General features: G+C 62.0%; 12 protein-coding genes. 4 read left to right on the top strand and 8 right to left on the bottom strand.

Annotated features, from left to right (window positions below; genetic code table 11):
- The 4 genes from C4J84_RS02910 to C4J84_RS02895 form a co-directional block, all read right to left on the bottom strand.
- Positions 1-915, bottom strand: a complete 915-nt coding sequence (locus tag C4J84_RS02910) for a branched-chain amino acid ABC transporter permease (RefSeq protein ID WP_048727385.1) — start codon at positions 913-915, stop codon at positions 1-3.
- 200 nt (positions 916-1,115) lie between these two features.
- Entirely contained in the window at positions 1,116-2,252 is a 1,137-nt protein-coding gene (locus C4J84_RS02905; RefSeq protein ID WP_124361046.1) for a branched-chain amino acid ABC transporter substrate-binding protein, read from the bottom strand.
- A 374-nt stretch (positions 2,253-2,626) separates the two neighbouring features.
- Entirely contained in the window at positions 2,627-3,910 is a 1,284-nt protein-coding gene (locus C4J84_RS02900; protein ID WP_124408939.1) for an FAD-binding oxidoreductase, read from the bottom strand.
- 175 nt (positions 3,911-4,085) lie between these two features.
- Complete coding sequence (locus tag C4J84_RS02895; protein ID WP_124434879.1) at positions 4,086-5,576, bottom strand: aldehyde dehydrogenase family protein; 1,491 nt, start codon at positions 5,574-5,576, stop codon at positions 4,086-4,088.
- A gap of 154 nt (positions 5,577-5,730) precedes the next feature.
- Between C4J84_RS02895 and C4J84_RS02890 the strand changes: the two genes are divergently transcribed.
- From C4J84_RS02890 to nadE, 3 genes are all read left to right on the top strand, one after another.
- Positions 5,731-6,621, top strand: a complete 891-nt coding sequence (locus C4J84_RS02890; protein WP_124434878.1) for a LysR substrate-binding domain-containing protein — start codon at positions 5,731-5,733, stop codon at positions 6,619-6,621.
- Positions 6,622-6,829: 208 nt separating this feature from the next.
- Positions 6,830-8,044 (top strand): nicotinate phosphoribosyltransferase, encoded by a 1,215-nt coding sequence (gene pncB, locus C4J84_RS02885; protein ID WP_124361042.1) that lies wholly within the window; start codon positions 6,830-6,832, stop codon positions 8,042-8,044.
- A 3-nt stretch (positions 8,045-8,047) separates the two neighbouring features.
- A complete protein-coding gene (nadE, locus tag C4J84_RS02880) occupies positions 8,048-8,875 on the top strand; it encodes an ammonia-dependent NAD(+) synthetase (protein ID WP_124402907.1) in 828 nt (275 codons plus the stop codon).
- A gap of 126 nt (positions 8,876-9,001) precedes the next feature.
- Here nadE and azu read toward each other — a convergent pair whose 3' ends face one another.
- On the bottom strand, positions 9,002-9,448 hold the full coding sequence (azu, locus tag C4J84_RS02875; RefSeq protein ID WP_124402906.1) for an azurin: 447 nt from the start codon (positions 9,446-9,448) through the stop codon (positions 9,002-9,004).
- 333 nt (positions 9,449-9,781) lie between these two features.
- Here azu and C4J84_RS02870 point away from each other — a divergent pair, with 333 nt between their 5' ends.
- Positions 9,782-9,964, top strand: a complete 183-nt coding sequence (locus tag C4J84_RS02870) for a hypothetical protein (protein ID WP_124434877.1) — start codon at positions 9,782-9,784, stop codon at positions 9,962-9,964.
- A gap of 115 nt (positions 9,965-10,079) precedes the next feature.
- Here the strand turns inward: C4J84_RS02870 and C4J84_RS02865 are convergent, their stop codons facing one another.
- The 3 genes from C4J84_RS02865 to C4J84_RS02855 all read right to left on the bottom strand — a co-directional run bounded on the left by C4J84_RS02865 (position 10,080) and on the right by C4J84_RS02855 (position 16,906).
- Entirely contained in the window at positions 10,080-10,970 is an 891-nt protein-coding gene (locus C4J84_RS02865; RefSeq protein WP_124369400.1) for a transglutaminase family protein, read from the bottom strand.
- On the bottom strand, positions 10,970-13,456 hold the full coding sequence (locus tag C4J84_RS02860) for a circularly permuted type 2 ATP-grasp protein (protein ID WP_124369399.1): 2,487 nt from the start codon (positions 13,454-13,456) through the stop codon (positions 10,970-10,972). The genes C4J84_RS02865 and C4J84_RS02860 overlap by 1 nt, the downstream gene beginning before the upstream one ends.
- A 159-nt stretch (positions 13,457-13,615) precedes the next feature.
- Positions 13,616-16,906, bottom strand: a complete 3,291-nt coding sequence (locus tag C4J84_RS02855) for a DUF2126 domain-containing protein (protein ID WP_124434876.1) — start codon at positions 16,904-16,906, stop codon at positions 13,616-13,618.
- Positions 16,907-16,983: the final 77 nt, after the last annotated feature.

Here is a 16,983-nt window from a genome sequence, read left to right as displayed (position 1 = left end):
TTACACCTTCGCCACAAGTGGGCGACCAAGCAGGCCCTGGGGACGGAAAATCAGAATCACCACCAGCAGGGAGAAACTGAACACGTCTTTGTAGTCGGAGTTGATCAACCCCGAGAACAGCGACTCGGAGATACCGAGGATGATCCCGCCCAGCATCGCCCCAGGCAGGGAGCCGATGCCGCCGAGTACCGCTGCGGTAAACGCCTTGATGCCGATGATGAAGCCGGCATAGAAGTCGAAGGTGCCGTAATTGAGGGTGATCAGCACGCCGGCCAGGGCGGCCATGGCGGCGCCGATGACGAATACGTAGGAAATCACACGGTCGGTGTTGATGCCCAGGATCGAGGCCATCTTGCGGTCTTGCTGGGTGGCGCGGCACATGCGGCCGAGCTTGGTGTATTTGATGATGTAGGTGAGCAACGCCATGCCGGCGAATGCCGCCACGAGGATGAACACTTTGGTGTAGGTGAGTTGCACGAACCCGGTGCCGATATCGACGCGCCAGGCGCCGGCCAGCAGAGTGGGAATGCCTTGTTGCTTGGCGCCCTGGGCGATCTGCGCGTAGTTCTGCAGGATCAGTGAGATGCCGATGGCGCTGATCAGCGGAGCCAGTCGGGTGGAGTTACGCAGCGGTTTGTAGGCGACACGTTCGATGACCCAACCGTACACGCCGGTGACGACGACGGTGAAGACCAAAGTGCCGAGAATGAGCAGCGGGAAGGATTCGATGCCGAAGTAAGCCAGCAGTGCCAGACTGATCGCCGCGAGGTAAGCGGAAATCATATAAACCTCGCCGTGGGCGAAGTTGATCATGCCAATGATGCCATAGACCATTGTGTAGCCGATGGCGATCAGGCCATAGACCGACCCGAGGGTCAGGCCGTTGACCAGTTGCTGCAGGAAAATACCATCCATAACGCAATCTCACGCGGTGAGCACCTGCACACCGGTGGGTGTGCGGCGCTTCTGGAGGAAAAGACAGATCTTGATAACAGCACGGTCTCCTGTGGGAGGGGGCTTGCTCCCGATTGCGGTGTGCCAGTCAATAGATTTGAACCTGATCCACCGCTATCGGGAGCAAGCCCCCTCCCACATTGGGACTGTGGTGCAGAGCCTTACTTCTGCTTTTCCAGCTGGTGGTATTTACCGTCTTTGTCCCACTGGTAAACCACATAGTCGGAGATTTTCAGGTCGCCCTTGGTATCCCAGGCCTTTTCGCCCATGACGGTTTTAACCGGGTGAGCCTTCAGCCACTTGGCTGCGTCCTCGCCCTTGTTCGACTTGGCGCCGTTGAAGCCTGCGGCCAGGGCCTGGATCGAGGCGTAGGCGTACAGGGTGTAGCCTTCGGGCTCGGTGCCGTTTTTACGGAACTGCTCGACCACCGCCTTGCTGTCCGGCAACAGGCGCGGGTCGGCGCCGAAGGTCATGTAGACGCCGTCCACGTACTGCGCACCACCGGCGGTCGCCACCAGTTCGTCGGTCACGATGCCGTCGTCGGACATGAACTTGACGTCTTTCAAGCCGGCTTCACGAATCTGGCGAACCAGCGGGCCGGCTTCCGGGTGCAAGCCGCCGAAGTACACGACGTCGGCGCCCAGGGAGCGGATCTTGGTGACCAGGGCGCTGAAATCTTTTTCGCCACGGGTCAGGCCTTCTTCCAGCACCGGCTTCACACCGCGTTTGGTCAACTGGGCAGCGGTGGCGTCGGCCAGGCCCTTGCCGTAGGTGTCCTTGTCGTTGATGACCGCGACTTTCTTGCCCTTGAGCACGTCGACGATGTAGTCGCCGGCGACGATGCCTTGCTGGTCGTCACGCCCGCACATGCGGAACATGGCGCCCAGGCCGCGCTCGGTCACCTGTGGGTTGGTGGAGCCTGGGGTGATTGCGATGATGCCCGCTTCGTCATACACCTCGGAGGCCGGGATGGTGTTGGAGGAGCAGAAGTGCCCGACCACGCCGATCACTTTGTCCTGGTCGGCCAGGCGGTTGGCCACGGCCACTGCTTGTTTCGGCTCGCAGGCGTCATCCCCGGCCACCAGCACGATTTTCTCGCCGTTGACGCCACCCGCCTTGTTGACCTCATCGGCTGCCGCCTGGGCACCCTTCATGTACTGCTCACCGAAAGCGGCGTTGGCACCCGTCATCGGGCCTGCCACGCCAATTTTCACATCAGCTTGAACAAACGTAGAAACACCCAGCGCCGCTGCAACGGCGAGGGCTAGAAAACCTTTCTTGTAAAACGTCTGGGACATGAGTGGTGCTCCGATATTTTTGATTTTTGGCACGACAACTTGCATTCAAACTTTTCACTGAAAGCTCAGAGCAAGCCGCGTGCCATTACTTTTTTATTCTTCAAAAAGACACGGTGTCATTGTTATTGCTGGCGTTTCGAGTCCTTTCGCCAGGACGTGCAACCGTCTAGCTCCGACAGGTGCAACCGGCACACCAAAAAAGTACAACCCCGAACGGTGGCACCTGCAACCGGAGGGATAAACGACAGTTCCACTACTTGTAACCAGCTGCGTAACGGAACTGCACATTTACAGTGCGCGATTGCTACGACTTGCACCAATACAGATGGGTAGCCGGCTAAGAAAATGCCGGCTTCCGCGCGCTATTTCGTGGATCAGATCACGATCCGCAGACATTGCCCGGCGTGATACAGCGAGAATCCCGCTTCATACAGGCAACTGCGCAGGCCTGCGCCCGCCAGCGGCTGCATCGGTGTAAAGGGAATCGGCAGCGCCTGGGGATTCTGGTGACACAAATAGTCGGCAAACGCTTTACCGACCACGCTGCCGGTGGTCACTCCACGCCCGTTATAGCCGGTGACCGCCACCAGCCCCGGCGCCGGCTCGAACAAACGCATCAGGTGATCGGGCGTAAAGGCGATGCAGCCGGTCCAGGTGTATTCCCACTGCACCGATTTGAGATACGGGAAGTAGTGCTGCTGCACCCGATCGGCCCACGCCTTGAGGAACCAGGCCGGTTTCTGGTTGCCGTTGCCCAGGCTGCCGAGCAACAGGCGGCCATCGGCATCGCGGCGGATGCTGCTCAGTACCTGGCGCGTGTCCCATGAACCCTGGCCACCCGGCAGGATGCGTGTGGCGGCGTCATCGGTGAGCGGTGCCGACGCAACCTGATAGTAATAACCTGGGAAGAAATTGCGGCGCAGCTCGGTCCATTCGCCTTCGGTGTAGGCATTGGAAGCGATCACCACCTGTGCGGCCCGCACCGCACCCTGGGCGGTCTGCACCAGCCAGTCTGCGCCCTGGCGCTCAAGCTGGGTGACCGGGGAATGATCGAACAACTGCCCGCCCAACCCGGCCGCCGCATTCGCCAGGCCGCTGGTGTAGGCCATCGGGTTCAAGGTGCCGGCGCGTCGGTCCAGCAACGCGGCGGCGATTTTTGTGGTGCCGGTGGCCTGCTCGCACGCCTGCCCGGTCAGCAACTCGACCGGCGCACCGCGGCGCTTCCATTGCGCTTCGCGGCTGCGCAAGTCCGCCTCGCCACGGGCGTTGTGCGCCATGTGCAAAGTGCCCTCGCGGCGCAGTTGGCAATCGATGGCGTATTTGTCGATCAGGCCGAACACCAGCGACGGCGCGGCGCCCAACATGCGGTTGAGCTGACTGCCCACCGCTTCGCCGAAACCGGCTTCGATCTCGTCCGGCGGGATCCACATGCCGGCGTTGACCAGCCCGACGTTGCGCCCGGAACCGCCATGGCCGGTGCGGTGAGCCTCCAGCACCGCGACGCTTTTACCCTGTTCCAGCAAGTGAATGGCCGCCGACAAACCGGTGATGCCGGCACCGATCACGCATACATCCACCTTGATTTCGCCTTTGAGCGCAGCGCGATCCGGCCGGCTCGGGGTGAGGTGTTCCCACAAACATGTTTCGCGTAAAGGCATTGCCAGACTCCGATGAGACCTAACAAACAACTTTCAGAATTGAAAATCCGGCCGAATGTGGGAGGGGGCTTGCTCCCGATAGCGGTGGGTCAGCTACAGATTCGCTGACTGAAGCACTGCTATCGGGAGCAAGCCCCCTCCCACATTTTTGCTCTCACTTCGACTTGAGGGGGCTTCAGTCGAAGGTTATGCCCTGTGCCAGCGGCAACTCCAGCGAGTAGTTCACGGTATTGGTCTGGCGCCGCATATACCCGCGCCACGCATCCGAGCCCGACTCACGCCCGCCGCCCGTCTCCTTCTCACCGCCAAACGCACCACCGATTTCCGCGCCACTCGGGCCGATGTTGACGTTGGCAATGCCGCAGTCACTGCCCACCGCCGACATGAACTGCTCGGCTTCGCGCACATCGGTGGTGAAGATGCATGACGACAAGCCTTGTGGCACCGCGTTGTTCAGGCGCAGGGCCTCGGCGAAGTCGGTGTAGCCGACCACATACAGAATCGGCGCGAACGTTTCGGTGCACACTACGTCGCTCTGCTCGGGCATTTCCACAATCGCCGGCGACACGTAGTAGGCGTTGGGGAACTGGTCTTCGAGCTGGCGCTTGCCGCCGAACACCTTGCCGCCCTCGCTCAGAGCTTGCTCCAGGGCGTCCTGCATGTTGTCGAAGCCGTGCTTGTCGATCAGCGGACCGATCAGGTTGCCTTCCAGCGGGTGGCCGATGCGCACCTTGGCGTAGGCGGCCTTGAGGCGGGTGACGATGTCGGCCTTGACCGACTCATGGGCAATCAGCCGGCGCAGGGTGGTGCACCGCTGGCCGGCGGTGCCGACCGCACTGAACAAAATGGCGCGCACGGCCATGTCCAGGTCAGCGCTGGGGCTGAGGATCATCGCATTGTTGCCGCCCAGTTCGAGAATGCTGCGGGCAAAGCGCGCGGCGACTTTCGGCGCCACTTCGCGGCCCATGCGGGTGCTGCCGGTGGCGCTGATCAGCGCCACACGCGGGTCATCCACCAGCGCGGCGCCGGCATCGCGACCGCCAATAATCACTTGGCTGAGGTACTGCGGTGCATCCTTGAAATTCTTCAACACCCGTTCGAACAGCGCCTGGCAGGCCAGCGCGGTGAGCGGGGTCTTTTCCGACGGTTTCCAGATCACCGCATTGCCGCACACCAGCGCCAGCGTCGTGTTCCACGCCCACACGGCCACCGGGAAGTTGAACGCGCTGATCACGCCGACCACGCCCAGCGGGTGCCAGGTTTCACGCATATGGTGGCCGGGGCGCTCGGAGGCGATGGTCAAGCCGTAGAGTTGGCGCGACAAGCCGACGGCGAAGTCGCAGATATCGATCATTTCCTGCACTTCCCCCAGGCCTTCCTGGGTGATCTTGCCGGCTTCCCAAGAGACCAGCTCGCCAAGGTCGGCCTTGTATTGGCGCAACATGTCGCCCAACTGACGCACCAGCTCGCCGCGTCGCGGGGCCGGCACTTTGCGCCAGGCGTCGAATGCATGCTCGGCGCGACTGACCTGCTGCTCCACCTCGGCGGCGCCTTCCCAGTGCACACTGCCGATACGGCTGCCATCGATCGGCGAATGCACGGGCTGGGTACCCGCCTGGTACAGCGCCGGGTTTACCCCTAGACGGTCAAGCAATGCGGCAACCATGGGTCACTCCTTCAAACAAAAGCAGAAAAATGTGCGCCGCAATCGGCGCGGCGATCCAGGCCTCATTTGTAGCTGGCCCAAGACTTGCCAACAAACGACGATTAGGCGAGATATCATTCCGTTTATTCATGCAAAGAATAAAAAGAGGCATGCCGTGCTGAACAAAAGACATTTGCCTTCGATCACCGCCCTGCAGTGTTTCGAAGCCGCCACCCGCCACCTGAGCTTTACCCGCGCCGCCGAGGAACTGAACCTCACCCAAAGCGCGGTGAGCAAACAGGTGGCGCAGCTGGAAGAGTTGCTGCAACACCTGCTGTTTCGCCGGGTGCGGCGCCGCTTGCAGATGACCCCGGCGGGCGATCTGTACCTGGTGGAAGTGCGCAAGATCCTCACCCAAGTGGAGATGTCTACCCACTACCTGCGTTCCTACGGCGGCGAAACCGAAGTAATGCGCGTGTCCACGCCCTACACCTTCGGGGCGCGCTGGCTGGTGCCGCGCCTCAAGGGCTGGCGCCTGCGCCACCCGCAGATTCATTTGGACCTGTGCAACGAACAGGAACCGGACGAACTGCTGCAAGGCAAGGCCGACATGGCGTTCTACTTCGGACAGGGTTCACGCCCCGGCACAGAAAGCCTGAAGTTGTTCAGTGAAGAACTCATCCCTGTGTGCGCCCCGGAGAGCCTGCCAGCAGCGCCGTTCACCGACCCCACCCAACTGAGCGAGCTGGTGTTGCTGCAAAACGCCTCACGCCCTCAAGGCTGGCATGACTGGTTCGCCAGCCAGGGCTTCCACACCGAGCACAGTTACCACGGGCCGCGCTTTGACACCTTTTATATGTGCATTCGCGCGGCGCAAGTCGGCTGCGGCGTGGCACTGCTGCCACGCTTTCTGGTGGAAGAGGAATTGGCCGACGGCAAGCTGGTGATTCCCTGGCAGCATGCAATGCCGAGCCAGGATGCTTATTACCTCTCATATCCGGAGCATTCGGCGGAGGTGCCCAAGGTGCGCGAATTTGTGAAATGGATGCTGGAGCAAGTTGTGTAGTGCCTGAAATACCGCTATCGGGAGCAAGCCCCCTCCCACAGGTTGGAATGCATTTCAAAATGTGGGAAGGGGCTTGCCCCCGATGGCGCCAGTGGCCTTGGCAAAAAAATCACTGGCAAACCGACCCAGGTCTATGCGCCACTAGCCCCCTTCCTCAATTGAGCGTAAAGGCCGGCGCCCCTCGCCGACCCGTCTGGAGATTCCCGTTATGAGCGAGAGTGTGTTTGCCGATCGCATCGTGCAGAACCTGCTCGACACCGACTTCTACAAGCTGACCATGATGCAGGCGGTGCTGCACAACTACCCGAACGTGGAAGTTGAATGGGAGTTCCGTTGCCGCAACAGCGAAGACCTGCGCCCTTACCTGGCTGAGATCCGCTACCAGATCGAGCGCCTCGCCGAGCTGAGCCTGAGCCCGGACCAACTGGGTTTCCTGGAACGCATCAGCTTCATGAAGCCGGATTTCTTGCGTTTCCTCGGGCTGTTCCGCTTCAACCTGCGCTACGTGCAGACCGGTATCGAGAACGGCGAGCTGTTTATCCGCCTGCGCGGGCCGTGGCTGCATGTGATCCTGTTTGAAGTGCCGATGCTGGCCATCGTCAGCGAAGTGCGTAACCGCTACCGCTACCAGACCGTGATCCTGGAACAGGCCCGCGAGCAGCTGTACCGCAAGTTCGACTGGCTGACCGCCAACGCCAGCAGCGATGAGCTGTCCGAGTTGCAAGTGGCCGACTTCGGCACGCGTCGGCGCTTCTCGTACCGGGTGCAGGAGGAAGTGGTCAGCGTGCTCAAGCACGACTTCCCTGGGCGTTTTGTCGGCACCAGCAACGTGCACCTGGCCCGCGAGTTCGATATGAAACCGTTGGGCACCATGGCCCATGAGTGGATCATGGCCCACCAACAACTCGGCCCGCGCCTGATCGACAGCCAGATCGCCGCCCTCGATTGCTGGGTCCGCGAGTACCGTGGCCTGCTGGGCATTGCCCTGACCGACTGCATCACCACCGATGCGTTCCTGGGCGACTTCGATTTGTACTTCGCCAAGCTGTTCGATGGCCTGCGCCACGACTCCGGCGACCCGGTGCAGTGGGCGGAAAAAGCCATCGCCCACTACCACAAGCTCGGCATCGAACCGATGAGCAAGACCCTGGTGTTCTCCGACAGCCTGACGTTGCCCAAGGCCCTGGAGATTTTCCGTGCGCTGCGCGGTCGCATCAATGTGAGCTTTGGCATCGGCACCAACCTGACCTGTGATATTCCTGGGGTGGAACCGATGAGCATCGTGCTTAAAATGACCGCCTGCAATGGCCAGCCCGTCGCGAAGATTTCCGATGAAGCGGGCAAGACCCATTGCACCGACCCCAATTTCGTCGCCTATTTGCGTCACGTTTTCAAAGTACCTGCCCTATCCAGCAAGGAGTGAATCATGCAAGCCGTACAGCGTGAGATTGCGCAGCAGCTCAAGGTGCAAGCGCCGTTCAAAGACCAGGCCGCCCTTGAGGCAGAAGTCGCCAGGCGCGTGGCTTTTATCCAGGACTGCCTGCGTAATTCCGGGCTCAAGTCGTTGGTACTGGGCATCAGTGGCGGTGTCGACTCCCTGACCGCAGGCCTCTTGGCTCAGCGCGCCGTGCAGGAACTGCGCGCCAGCAGCGGCGACGAGGCCTTTCGGTTTATCGCCGTGCGCCTGCCCTACGAAACCCAATTCGACGAACACGAAGCCCAGGCGTCGGTGGACTTCATCGAGCCGGACGAGCGCCACACCGTCAACATCGGCCCGGCGGTCAAAGCCCTGGCCAATGAAGTGGCGGCGTTCGAGGGCAAACCGGTGGCCTCCCGCGACTTCGTGCTGGGCAACACCAAGGCGCGCATGCGTATGGTCGCGCAGTACACCATCGCAGGCGCGGCCGGTGGGCTGGTGATCGGTACCGACCATGCGGCGGAAGCGGTCATGGGCTTTTTCACCAAGTTCGGTGACGGCGCCTGCGACCTGGCGCCGCTGAGCGGGCTGGTGAAAAACCAGGTGCGGGCGATTGCGCGGCATTTCGGCGCGCCGGAGTCGTTGGTGGAGAAAGTGCCGACCGCCGACCTGGAAGACCTGTCGCCGGGCAAGCCGGACGAAGCGTCACATGGCGTGACCTATGCCGAGATCGATGCGTTCCTGCACGGCGAGCCGGTGCGTGAGGAGGCGTTCAGGATTATTTGCGAGACTTACCGCAAGACTGAGCACAAGCGGGTGATGCCGTTTGCGCCTTGAGGTGAGGCAGGTAGTGTTGCGTTGATTGTCAGACCGCTATCGGGGGCAAGCCCCCTCCCACACTTTGATTTGTGAATACATTCAAATGTGGGAGGGGGCTTGCCCCCGATGAACGATAACGCGGTGTTACTTCAGGACCACGGCACCTTTCATCATCGAGATGTGGCCGGGGAACGAGCAGAAGAAGCTGTACTTCTCATCGGCTTTCAGCTTGGAGACGTCGAAGGTCACCGAGTCTTTCTCACCAGCGCCAATGATCTTGGTGTGGGCGATGATGCGGTCGTCACCGGCTTTCAGATAATCCTTATCGATACCTGCAGCCATACCGTCAGTAGCCACAGTCTGCATGTTGGCTTCAGTGGTCAGCACCCAGTTATGCCCCATCACGTTCTTGGGCAGGTTGCCAGAGTGAGTCAGCTCAACGGTGAACTGCTTGCAGCTCTTGTCGATGGTGATTTCTTTGGTGTTGAACGACATCTGGTCGGTGGAGTCGACAGTGACCTTGCACTCTGCGGCAAGCAACTGGCCGCTAGCCAGAGTCAGCAGGGAAACAGCAACGAGTTTGGCGAACATGTGAATCTCCAAGGCAGGGTTGAATAACGCGTATTGCGACAAGGGTGCCTCATTCAGGCGTGAATTCTTATGATCTGCATCAACAGATTGTATACAACTTTAGGCTATCAGACTGATCAATACAATCTACCAGCCAACGTCGCGGCAACCGAATATGATCGGCCCATCCCCCCTTGGAGCCTGAGCCATGCACCTCAATCAACTGTTCAACGGCCTGCTGGCCGCTTACGCCAGCGGTAAGTGAAGGCCAAGCGCGCTGCTAAGCTGCTACCATAGCGACCCAAGGCAGCCGCGCGCCGCCCACCCTCACCTTCGTACCCTAGAGGATCGCCCATGGCCAAACCTAATTACTCCTTCGCCAAACGTCAGAGAGACTTGGCCAAGGAACAGAAGAAAGAGGAAAAGCTGCAACGCAAGAAAGCCGCTGCAGATGAAGAGGCTGGAGTACTGAACCCGGATGCGGAAGGTGAAGTGGCAGCAGACGAGACTGAAACACCGAAAGACCCGGCTGAATAATTGATCGTTCCCACGCTCTGCGTGGGAATGCAGCCTTGGACGTTCCGCGTCCCGGCGCACAGTGACGCTGAGCGTCACCGCAGGCGTTCCCACGCAGAGCGTGGGAACGATCCCGTTACATCAGCGGCATTACCGTCACCCGCACCTCCGGGTCATGGCTCCCTCCTCCCAGGATCACCCCTCGCAACGGCGACACATCGGAAAAATCCCGGCCCCACGCCAGGGTGATGTGCTCCAGCGCCGGCTGCACATTATTCGTCGGATCAAAATCCACCCAGCCCGACTCCGGGCAGAACACCGACACCCATGCATGCGACGCATCGGCGCCGATCAGCCGTGGCTGGCCGGGCGGTGGCTGGGTCAGCAGGTAGCCGCTGATATAGCGTGCCGCCAGCCCGCGCGAACGCAGGCAGGCGAGCATCAGGTGGGCGAAGTCCTGGCACACGCCGCGACGGCGTTCCAGCACTTCCACCAGCGGCGTGGCAACTTGCGTGGCTTCGGCATCGAAGGTGAATTCGCTGAAGATCTTGTGCATCAATGCCTGCACGCCTATCAACAAGGGCGCGCCAGGCGGGAAGCAGCTTTCGGAGAATTCGACGAAGGTTTTTTTCAAATGCACGTAAGGCGATTCGAAGCGATAGCGGCAGGCTTCGATCACCTCCAGCGACAGCGGTTGGCTGCTGTAGGTGAGGCTGTCACGGGTTCGGTCCCATGGCGGCGATTGCCGGAAGTCCAACGCGGGTCGCGCCAGCACTTCCACGGTCAGCCCGGCATTGACCAGCAGTTCATCATGGGGCCGCTCGAACGCCAGGCGCGTGATCGGGTTGCCGAATACGTCCAGTTCATCGCGGCGTGAAGAAGGCGGCGGGCTGATATCCAGGGTTTGCCAGGTGCAGCGTTGCCACGCACAGGGCCGTGGCCATAAATGCGCCAGCTGCTGGGCCAGGGACACCGGGCTGTCGTAGTGATAATGGGTGTCATGGAAAATCTGGTAGCGCGCACTCATCACACCGACACCGTTTGCTGGCTGACATCATCTACATGGGCAAAGTGACGCAAGGCCAGGCGATCCGACACTTGCCCGCTCTCATCGGCCACCGCTTGCAGCAGGTCGGCCAGGCCGTCCAACGCGGCGCGCACGCTGGATTCACCGAACAGCGGGTTCTCCAGGCAACCCAGGTCAAAGCGCGCCAACTGCTCCACCAACGGCCCCAGGCCGGTTTCCCGTGGCACGCCGAAATCATCGTTCAAGCGCCGCAAGGTACGGCTCACCAGTTTCAGCTGGAACAGCACCGCATGGGGGTTCTGCTCGTCGAGCAACAGCAGGTCGAGCACCGGAATCAGTTGCGGCACCGCCAGGTAACGCGAGCGGTAGGTGATGCTGCTGTTGCCCAGCTCCAGCAACCACTCCAGCCCGGCCTGATCGAATACCGCCACACCGCGCAGGAACGCCGCAAGGCTGCTGCTGAGAAACTGCAGGCGCTCGATACGCCGGCCCATCATCAAGAAGCGCCAGCCTTCATCGCGGGTCATATCGTCCAGGGCAAACCCCGACAGCGCCGCCAGGGACATCACCAGGCGGTTGAGGAAATCCAGCAACTCGCCGAAGTCCGGGGTTTCGCTCTCCAATTGCAGGGCTTCGCGTTGCAGCTCCACCAGGGCCTGCCAGTTTTCCCGGGACAACTTGCCGCGCACCTGGGACGCCGCCCACTGCAAACGCTGCAAATTGGCGCGCAGGCTCGACGGCCAATCATCGCCGAGCAACGCGGCCAGCAAGCGTTCGGGAAGCGCCCCTTCATCCGGCAACAATCGCAGGCTCTCACCCAGCTCCACCGCCGCCTGTAGCGCCAACGGATCGTCACCGTCGACATAGCGCGCCAGCACGATGCGCAACCAGCGCGCGCTGTCATCGCAGCGCTCGCAATAACGGCCAAACCAAAACAGGTTTTCCACCACGCGTGACGGCAGATACGGATCGCGGCGCACCAGGTCGTGTGCGCCGATCGCGCGCTGGGCGCGCCATTGCTCGCCACCGGGGGCACGTTCGCCGAGTACCCAGGTGTCCTTGCTCGCACCGCCGCGCTGCATCGACACCACTTCGGCGTCGGCGTCGGCGGCCACGCGGGTCAAGCCGCCGGGCAGTACGCGGTAGCCGTCGTCACTGGCCACGGCGTACACGCGCATGCCGATGGCACGATGTTGCAAGTGGTCATCCACGGTGTGCCACACCGGCGCCTGGGACAGCTGCGCCAATTCCTGGGCAACGTAGGCGTAGGGCCGCGCGCGCATGCGTTCGGCCAGGGCCTGGCGTTGTTCGGCGTTCAGGTCGCGCCCGAATACCGGGGCAAAACTCTGCGAGGGGAACGCCGGTTTGATCAGCAACTGCGGCAGCTTTTCCAGCGCCTCGGCCAGCACCGGCGCCTCACCGCACCACCAGGTGGCGATGGACGGCAGGATCAGTTGTTCACCAAATAAAAACTCGTTGATCTTCGGCAGGAAACCGAGCAGCCCCGGCGACTCCAGCACGCCGCTGCCCAGGGCATTGGCCACCAGCACATTGCCTTGGCGCACGGCATCGAGCAGGCCGGGTACGCCGAGGGCCGAATCGGTGCGCAGCTCCAGGGGGTCGCAAAAGTCGTCGTCCAGGCGACGCATGATCGCGTTGACGCGGCGCAGGCCACTGAGGGTCTTGAGGAACACCGTGCTGTCACGCACGGTGAGGTCGCCGCCTTCCACCAGCGGGTAACCGAGCTGACGGGCGAGGTAGAGATGCTCGAAATAGCTTTCGTTGAAGCGCCCCGGCGTGAGCAGCACGATCAGCGGCGGCTGGTCATCGCCGGGCGCCTGGCGGGCCAAGGTGTCCTGGAGGGTGCGGAAGAAACCGGTGAGGTGTTGCACCTGCAGGTCACGGTACAGATCCGGGAAGGCGCGGGACACGATGGTACGGTTTTCCAGGGCGTAGCCGGCGCCCGACGGGGCTTGGGTTCGGTCGGCAGTCACCCACCAGCGACCATCCGGCGTGCGGGCCAGGTCCACGGCGAACAGGTGCAGAAAGGTCCCGTCCGGCGGCTGGATACCCTGGCACGGCCAGAGAAAGTTGTTGTGGCCAAAGACCAGCTCGGCGGGCAGCAGGCCTTCTTTGATCAGGCGCTGCGGGCCATAGAGGTCGGCGAGGACGGCATTGAGCAGACGCGCCCGCTGGGCGATACCGGCCGACAGGTGCTGCCACTCATCAGCAGCCAGCACATGGGGCAACAGGTCCAGTTCCCACGGACGATCGGCGCCCTTGGGGTCGGCGTAGACGTTGTAGGTCACGCCGTTTTCCTGAATCTGCCGGGTCAGCAATGCCTGGCGCTGGGCCAGTTGGGCCGGCGTGCTGCGTTGCAGGTGGTCGAGCAGGCGCTGCCAATGGGCACGCACTGCGCCGCTGTCATCCAGCAGTTCGTGATAGGTGCCTGGGGTCAGGGGGTAACGGTCGAGCAAATCGGACATGGAACGCTCGGCAGAGGCAAGGGAAGTCAGGTTAACTCAACAAACACTGCAAATCCCCTGTGGGGGGGGGCTTGCTCCCGATGGCGGTGCATCAGCAACAGATATTCTGACTGACAGACCGCTATCGGGAGCAAGCCCCCTCCCACATTTGGATCGCATTCAATCATTTTTATTGGGGAAGCGGCGTAAATCCAGGGTCATTGGCAATTCATCGTTGATAACGACAGTTGGTACGTCCAGCTTGCCTGGACTATGCCCCAAGCGGAAAAACCGCGCCATCCGCCGGCTCTCGGCTTCATTGGCATTCACCGGCAGGCTGTCGTAATTGCGCCCGCCCGGATGGGCCACATGATACTGGCAGCCGCCCAGCGAGCGCTGCATCCAGGTGTCCAGCAGGTCGAACACCAGCGGTGCATGCACGGCGATGGTCGGTTGCAGGCAGTTGGACGGCTGCCAAGCGCGGTAACGCACGCCGGCGACGAACTCGCCGACGCGGCCGGTGGGCTGCAGCGGTACCGGGATGCCATTGCAGGTCAGCAGGTAGCGTTGCGGCGGCAAGCCGCTCAACTTCACCTGCAGGCGTTCCAGGGACGAATCCACATAACGCACCGTGCCGCCCACCGCGCCCTCCTCGCCCAGCACATGCCAGGGTTCCAGGGCCTGGCGCAGCTCCAGCTCGATACCACTGACGGCATAGTCGCCGACCTTGGGGAAACGGAACTCCAGATGCGCGGCGAACCACTCGGCGCGCAGCGGATAACCGGCGGCGTTGAGCTCGACGATCACATCCGCGAAATCCTGTTCGATAAAGTGCGGCAGCAAATAGCGGTCATGCAGTTCGGTGCCCCAGCGCGCCAGCTTCGGTGGCGCGTAAGGTTCACGCCAGAAACGCGCGACCAGCGCCCGCAACAGCAACTGCTGGGTGAGGCTCATGCGCGCATGGGGCGGCATTTCAAATGCGCGCAGTTCCAGCAGACCCAGACGGCCGGTGGCGCCGTCGGGGGAATAGAGCTTGTCGATGCAGAACTCGGCACGATGGGTATTGCCCGTCACGTCGATCAGCAGGTTGCGCAGCAGCCGGTCGACCAGCCAGGGCGGGCACTCTTCGCCCGGCGCGGGCATTTGCGCAAAGGCGATTTCCAGCTCATACAGCGCGTCGTTGCGCGCTTCATCCACCCGTGGTGCCTGGGATGTCGGGCCGATAAACAGGCCGGAAAACAGATAGGACAACGATGGATGGTTGTGCCAGTAACTGATCAGGCTGCGCAGCAGGTCGGGCCGGCGCAGGAACGGTGAGTCCTTGGGTGTCGCGCCGCCCAACACGAAATGGTTGCCGCCGCCGGTGCCGGTGTGGCGGCCGTCGATCATGAATTTCTCGGTGGTCAGGCGGGTTTGCCGCGCTTCTTCGTAGAGAAATTCGGTGCGCTCCACCAACTCGTCCCAGGTGGCGGACGGCTGTACGTTGACCTCGATCACGCCAGGGTCCGGCGTGACGCGAAAGTTGCTCAGGCGCGTATCGGCCGGCGGCTCATAGCCCTCCAGCAACACCGGGCAATGCAGTTCTTCAGCGGTGGCCTCAATGGCCGTCACCAGCTCCAGATAGTCTTCCACGCGCTCCAGCGGCGGCATGAACAGATAGAGGCGCCCTTCCCGTGCTTCGGCACACAGCGCGGTGCGGGTCAGCCAGTCGGCGGATTCATCCAGCTGTGGCTCACGCTCCTCACTCGGCGCGGGCTCGCCATGGCTTTGCAGTTGCGCGGTGGTCGGCAGTTGCGGTTGATCCTGATTCGGGTCGGTCGGATGCACGAACGGATATTCCGCTGCCGTCACCCAAGGTTGCGAGGCCAACGGCAGCCGATAACCCAACGGCGAGTCACCCGGCACCAGGCGGCAGTGATTGTCGCGCAGGTACCAGCGCCCGCTCTGCCAGCGATCATTGGCGGCGGTGCGCGCCAGCGGCAGCACCTGGCCGATGATTTTATCCAGGCCTTGGCCGAAGACTTTGCGCAGGCGTTCGCGTTCTAGATCGTCGCTCAGGCGCGGGTCCTGGGCGCTGACGTTTTGCGGTAGCGCACCTTCGCGCCACAGGTAGTAGAAATTGTCTTCGAACGCCGGAAACACAAAGTGCACCGGTAGCTTGAGGCGTTCGGCGACGCTGGCCAGGAAGCGCCCGGCCAACAGGCCATCCGCGCCATAGTCTGCTTGCTCATCGGCGATCAGCGCACTGTTGTGCCAGATCGGCACCCCATCGCGGCGCCAGTAGCAGTTAAGCGACCAGCGCGGCAATTGCTCGCCGGGGTACCACTTGCCCTGGCCGAAGTGCACCAGGCCCTGGGGCGCGTAGTGCTTGCGCAGGCGTTGGAACAGTTCAGCGGACAAGCGACGTTTGTCCGGCCCCAGGGCGGCGGTGTTCCACTCGGCGCCGTCGGGGTCGTCGATGGACACGAATGTCGGTTCGCCGCCCATGGTCAGGCGCACATCGTCCCTGAGCAGGTCACCATCGATCTGCCGACCCAGGGCCTGGATCGCCAGCCACTGCTCTTCGGTGTAGGGCTTGGTGACCCGTGGGGCTTCCCAGATCCGTTCTACTGACATTTCGTGAGTGAATTCGCACTCGCACGGTTCCACCAAGCCACTGATGGGTGCGGCAGACGACGGATCGGGACTGCAAGCCAAAGGAATATGCCCTTCACCGGCGAACAACCCGGAGGTGGCATCCAGGCCGATCCAGCCGGCGCCGGGTAGATACACCTCGCACCAGGCGTGCAGGTCAGTGAAGTCCACTTCGGTACCGGAGGGGCCGTCCAGGGCTTTGACGTCGGCGGTGAGCTGGATCAGGTAGCCAGAGACAAACCGCGCTGCCAGCCCCAGGTTGCGCAGCAGTTGCACCAGCAGCCAGGCCGAATCGCGGCACGAGCCCGAGGCGTTTTCCAGGGTGAATTCCGGGGTTTGCACGCCCGGTTCCATGCGGATCAGGTAGCCGATATCGGCGGCCAGGCGCTGGTTGAGCCCGACCAGGAAATCCACGGCCGGCAACGGTGTGCGGTCGATACCGGCCAGGTAGGCGGCAAACTTCGGCGTCAGCGGCAAGGTTTCCAGGTAAGGCGCCAGTTCGCGCTGCTCATCGGCGGCGTAGCTGAAAGGGATGTTCTCGGCGTAGGGCTCGAGGAAAAAGTCGAAAGGGTTGAAGACCGCCATCTCGGCGACCAGATCGACTTCGATGCGCAGCTGGTCAGTCTTTTCCGGAAACACCAGGCGTGCCAGGTAGTTGCCCTGGGGGTCTTGCTGCCAGTTGATGAAATGCTGCTCGGGCAGCACTTTCAGCGCATAGGACAAAATCCGCGTGCGGCTGTGGGCAGCCGGGCGCAAGCGCACAATCTGCGGCCCGAGTTCGACAGCGCGGTCGTAGCGGTAATGCGTAACGTGGTGCAACGCGACATGAATCGACACGGCGGCCTCCTGCGAGCCAGGGCATGGGCACAACGCGCGCAAGACTTATGCCAGAGCGGCAGTCATTGCGCTTTATC

Origin of the sequence: Pseudomonas sp. R11-23-07 (assembly GCF_003852295.1) — a bacterium.
Classification (GTDB): domain Bacteria; phylum Pseudomonadota; class Gammaproteobacteria; order Pseudomonadales; family Pseudomonadaceae; genus Aquipseudomonas.
The sequence above is the reverse complement of the archived record's forward strand: the minus strand, read 5'-3'. Positions and strand labels throughout refer to the sequence as shown.